The organism is Oleiphilus sp. HI0132 (assembly GCF_001635845.1).
Genome location: NZ_LWGJ01001045.1, coordinates 1 through 5,734, shown reverse-complemented (window position 1 = coordinate 5,734; position 5,734 = coordinate 1). Strand labels below are relative to the sequence as shown.

At 44.8% G+C, this 5,734-nt stretch carries 4 protein-coding genes; 2 read left to right on the top strand and 2 right to left on the bottom strand.

The features are described 5' to 3' along the window. Both A3766_RS12655 and mnmC read left to right on the top strand, forming a co-directional pair. Positions 1-629: peptidylprolyl isomerase (locus tag A3766_RS12655; RefSeq protein ID WP_369808628.1), on the top strand; the 629-nt coding region annotated here is incomplete at its 5' end. A gap of 13 nt (positions 630-642) precedes the next feature. Beyond that, positions 643-2,739 (top strand): bifunctional tRNA (5-methylaminomethyl-2-thiouridine)(34)-methyltransferase MnmD/FAD-dependent 5-carboxymethylaminomethyl-2-thiouridine(34) oxidoreductase MnmC, encoded by a 2,097-nt coding sequence (gene mnmC, locus A3766_RS12650; protein WP_068642294.1) that lies wholly within the window; start codon positions 643-645, stop codon positions 2,737-2,739. On the opposite strand, the gene ampD is transcribed toward mnmC, so the two are convergent. Then, positions 2,736-3,290: a 1,6-anhydro-N-acetylmuramyl-L-alanine amidase AmpD gene (gene ampD, locus A3766_RS12645; RefSeq protein WP_068508078.1), complete on the bottom strand. Its 555-nt coding sequence runs from the start codon at positions 3,288-3,290 to the stop codon at positions 2,736-2,738. The two genes, mnmC and ampD, sit on opposite strands and share 4 nt — an antisense overlap. 2 nt (positions 3,291-3,292) lie before the next feature. Beyond that, a partial coding sequence (locus tag A3766_RS12640; protein WP_068642292.1) for a DUF1631 domain-containing protein occupies positions 3,293-5,734 on the bottom strand: 2,442 nt, incomplete at its 5' end.

The following is a 5,734-nucleotide window of genomic DNA, read 5'->3' as shown; positions in this document are numbered from 1 at the left end:
ATCTATCCTTATTTAATAAATTTGTGTGCCATTTAACATTTATATCTTTGTGCTGTTTTGCGCTAGCAAGTCATGCAAAAGAAATGTATAGCAATACGACTCAAGCGACCATCACAACCAACTTTGGCATTATCGAGCTCGACCTTTTTAAAGACCGCGTTCCCGTAACCGTTGCGAACTTCATCCGTTACGCTAACGAAGGCTTTTATAACAACACTATCTTTCATCGCGTTATTCCCAACTTTATGGTTCAAGGTGGCGGTTTTGATCAAAAAATGAGACGAAAGCCCGTCTCTTCGCCCATTAAGAACGAAGCTAATTCTCTTATTCCTAATTTACGCGGCACTATCGCCATGGCACGAACGAACGACCCGCATTCTGCGACTTCTCAGTTCTTCATAAATGTTAAAGACAATATGCAGCTTAATAAATCCGGGCACAACGCGGGTTATGCCGTATTTGGCAAAGTAACTAAAGGACTCGAAATAGCCGATAAGATATCTAAGGTCGCCACCAAGTCTGATGGTTATATGCGAGACATTCCCGTAGACACAATAATCATTCAATCAATTACAATTACCGAACCGAGCTCCGAGCCTGAAAGTCCGGCACCCACAGCCAAGCAATAGCAAGCCATAAAATATGAATAGAGAAGTCGACAATTTTTCGGTAGCTAATCTTGGCTGGGAAGGCGATATTCCAGCCTCGAAAGAATACGATGACGTTTACTTCTCGCTTGTTGATGGCCTTAAAGAGAGCCAATATGTTTTCATTGAAGCCAATCAACTCGCATCTAGACTAATAGGTGAAAGCCTCGCACTAAAACCCTTTATCGTCGCTGAAGCAGGATTTGGTACCGGGCTAAACTTTCTCTTAAGCTGGCGACAATGGCTGGCCTGTGAAGAAAAAGGCCGTCGTGACTTTCACTACATCTCATTCGAAAAACACCCACTATCTCTATCAGATCTTAGAAACTCTTTGAGTAAATGGCCTGAGCTTGCAGATTTATCTTCCCAACTATGCGACGACTATCCTTTCACTATAAAAGGACACCACACACTGAAGTTCGAGTGTGGCCGAGTCATCCTCACACTGGTTTTTGGGGATATTTATGAGTCCCTGGATGAATACCGTTTTATGGCAGATTGCTGGTACCTGGACGGTTTTTCCCCTAATAAGAACCCGGAAATGTGGTCACCTGCTCTTTTTAAAGAAGTTGCCAGACTATCATCTGACGGAGCCACTTTTTCCACCTTCGCCGCTGCGTCAGCTGTAAGACGAGGGCTAGAATCGGCAGGTTTCAGTGTTAAGCGCCAGAAAGGCTTTGGCAAAAAACGAGAGATGCTTCTTGGCTCTATTACAAAACAAGACCTCAGTTCTACCGGTCACTTACCTTTAAGCAAAACAAATTGGGCCTACCCACAAACACTGATAAAGAATTCCGTTAAGAACTCTACGGCTGCCGCCTTAGATAAAGACGTGTCCAAGTCTTTCGATACCGTTATTATTGGGGCCGGTTTAGCGGGTATCAGCACTGCTTCAGCGCTGTATCAACGCGGGCTGGATGTTGCGATAATAGATACTCGCCCAGCACCTGTTTCTGGTGCCAGCGGCCAGAGCCAACTGGTAATGTACGCAAAGTTTCCCAGTGAGAGAAACAAAACGTTTAACTTCGTAGAGCATTGCCTTGCCTACAGCTTACGCTATTACCCGCGGCTACAGGCAAACTTTGATAATGAATTCTGGCACCCTTGCGGTTTACTGCAGCTAGCATGGAGTGATAAGGAAGCGGCCAAGCAAACCCGCTTTGCTAATAACACCAAACTGCCAACCAATTTTATACGGCCAATATGCGCTGATGAATCCTCAGAAAAGTCTGGCTTGAAACACTCCTGTGGCGGCTTGTGGTTTGAGAATGCGGGCTGGCTTGACCCTAAAGTCTACGCAAAAATACTACTTAGCGATAAGCCAGCTAAGTCACAGGCTACCATCACTCCATTTTACAACTGCGAAGCGAAGCAGATCAGCCAAAATACAGACTCAAGCTGGACCATAGAAACAAATTCAGGCCTTTTTCACACAAGGCATCTTGTCATTGCAAACTCTAATGACACCAAGAGTTTTCCCCAATTAGCACACCTGCCAACCAAGCCCTTGCGCGGGCAAGTTACATCGATAAGATCTAAGCAGAATAGCGAGGAAATCAAATCTACGCAGTGTGTGTTAACAGGAGAAGGCTACCTATGCCCATCTGTTTCTGGTTGGCACCACTTTGGCGCGACCTTTGATTTGGACTCAAATAATGAAAGCACTAATGCAGAAGACAATGAAAAGAACTTCGAAGCAATTCAGCACTGGAACCCATCATGGATTTCGGATAAGAACACTGAAGATAAAAGCCTGAATGACTATGATGTAAAAAGTAACGCCGGCCTTCGTTGCACCACTCCTGACTACCTTCCAATCGTTGGGCTCGCTCCAAATTTTGAACAAATGAAAGAGACCTTTGCCAAACTTCGAGTTGGCGCCAACAGCTGCAAACATCTTTATGGACACTACTATCAAGGTCTTTACGTCAACGTTGGACACGGCTCCAAAGGCGCATTAACAAGCCCCGTCGCCGCAGAACTTATTGCTCACGAAATATGCGGCGGCATCCCACCGGTAAATGACACACACAAAGCAATGTTTTCGCCCGCCCGCTTTATCATTAAGCACCTTAAACAGCGGCGCATTTAAACAAGGGGGTTCTCTATAGAGTTTCGATACAGCGTCCAATCGAAAGCAGGGCCTGGGTCTGTTTTCCGCTGTGGAGCGATATGTTCATGACCCGTTATACGCTCTTTCGTAATTTCAGGGTAGCTTTCCTGAATTGCATTAGTTAGAGCGGCAAGCTGCGAATACTGAATCGCTTGATACGGTATGTCATCAGCGCCTTCCAGCTCAACGCCTATCGAGAAATCATTACAGTTTTCCTGACCACAAAAGCTTGACTGTCCGGCATGCCAGGCACGGTCATTACAGGAAACAAACTGGACTATTTCTCCGTTGCGTTTAACGAGGAAGTGTGACGAGACCTGAAGATCGCGAATTGTCTCGAAATACGGATGCTCACCAACTGGCAAACAGTTTTGGAAAAAAAGCTCGATGTAATTATTGCCGAAGGACTTCGGTGGCAATGATATATTATGAACGACTAGTAAGTTGATCGGCGCAGCTTGAGGGCGCTCATTATAATTGGGTGACGGGCACTTCCGAGCACCAGCCAACCAACCATTACAAATTTTCATACCTAGTTAGCTCCGCGTAAACTCCCGATCACCGATTCTAAGGCACGATCAAACAATAAACCATCATTTAGAACTTGAAGCTCTCCATTTCTTAGCAGGGATGCAAAACCACTTTTATCCTGCTCCATTACTTTGATGCCGGATCGATTAACGAAAACAAACTTATCAATAGCCTTAATGTGTGCAGCAAGTTTACAACGTTCAGGACGTCCTTCCTTTGAAACCTCAAACCAGGTGCCAATGCTAGCTCTTTCCACCTGCTTACTAAATGCATCAAGAATGGAATCGCTCGCACTAGCACTCAAATCTTCTTCTAGAACCGTTTCGGCACGCGTAGGCTCGACACTTGATTCCGTTTCTGCGTTATCACCGGTGCCTTGCTCACTGGGTGAGACAGGTTTACTGTCGGAGTTTGTTTCTCTAGAGGCAGCTTTAGGCGCAGGCTTGACCGGCTTTTCGGCTTCAACGCTAGATTGCTTAAAATCGTTAAAGTCTTGTTCAATTTCAAGCGTATCCTGAACCAACTCAGCAATGGCGTTATCGTCCATTGCAGACTTGGCAAACTCTTCGTATGTTTGCAAGTTATTCAAGACATTAACATGCTGAGCTTCGATATCGGCCAATAGGGTTTTCGCCTCAAACTGATCATACATGATCCGATTGAGCCCCTCCCGACACTTCCTCATAACACGAGGAATCGTTTTCAATAACTTGCCTCGAACATCAAGCTCCTCCTTGTCTGGGCTCACCGTCCAAATCAAATCTTTAACCAAGGCAATTTCAGCCTTCCAACTCTCTGAGTCGACACCACCGTTTAGGTATGTGTAATTAAGCACCCTACTCCACGCTTTTGAAAGAAAAGCTTCTGCACATTCTGGTACATTACGCGCTCTTGCTTGCTGATCAGCCAAAATTGCATTTAAAGCATTATCAACCGCCTTCTTGGCTAGGTCATTGGCTGCTTTTCCCTTCTCAGCATCTTTTGTGCGCTGCTCAACAAGTTGACCACGCTTATCTTCAATCACTATAAATTTAATGAAATCATCTAATAAGCTTTGGAAAATATCTAGATTGTCATCGAAATCGTTTAGCACTTTATCAACGACAGCTTCGATTTTTCCCTTCAGTCTATCTGACTTACTACCGCTTGTTTCGGTCCAACCAAGTGCAGCAGCAGCTATTTCGTTCAGAAGTTTTCTAGCAGGATGCCCGCCACGATCAAAAAAGCTTCTATCTAGCATCGCTACTTTAAGTATAGGAATTTGAAGCCTTGCAATTAACGCTTTCATAACGGGCTGAAGCTGACGATCATCAAGAATAAAATCGAACAACATTGAAACTAGGGAAATGACATCGGAGTCCACTGAGGAAATTGCCCCTCCCTCAGAAGATTCGCTCGAGCTTGATAACAAACTACGAAAATCAACACGCTGATATCCACCTAATTGATCACCTGAAATCTGTCCCGAGAACCGATTTTGCTGCGCCGATAATTGCTGAATAATATTTGTTTGCGGAATGATATTAGACATACCACCAACACCTGCATCGATTGAACTTGCGGGCTGACCTGAATGAAGAAGAGAGCGCAACTCACCGAAAGCTATACCCTGAGAAAGGTACTGATTTTCACCGAGCGTTGGAACACTTGAAGAATCAAAGCCATTGATATCAGGCGTAGCATTCTCGAGCTGACCATTTGATTTAATCGTATCCGTCTTTGACACATTATTGAGCATTTCAACAGCCTTGCTGCTATTTGTACGCGCTGTTTTGCCAATACCGATCGTTAATGCGGGAAGTACACCTGACTGCCTTAACTGCTGATTGCAATCTTTATATACTGCCGCCATTTTCGACAGTACATAGCGTTCAAATAGTTTAAGCACGATAAGCTTTGCTCGGATGCCAAAATCGAGACAGTCACATGCTTTTGCAAAGGCATCACATAGCTTATGCGGGGACGCGGGAAAGTCTTTAGAAAATACTTCACTCTCATCAAGTATAAAGGAAACCCGAGCACTAAGCTCCTCGAGCACCGTGCCAATACCTTGATTAAGCCTCGACACCATCGCATCGACTGCGACATTAACCTCAAGTTCATCCTTATCAATAAGATCCAATGAATCTATCGAGTCACCAGACGGGCCGTTCACCTGTGGACCACTGGTAAGCGAATTGAAATTAGTCAACAACTGCTTTACAACGGCATTTGCGATATGGCGCTTCTGTAAACGAAGCTCTCTCATCGCATCGAAATACAACGCTTGGTCACCATTAGTGCCCGCTTTGTCGGCCATTTCAAACAGCGCATCATCCGCACCATCAAACAAATGACGTAATAAATCCTGCACTTTAAGTCTAAAATTATCTCTAACGACAATGACTAACTTCGGTAGTGGTTTAGCGGATACTCCTGAAATAGTTTTGCCGCCGTGAATCCC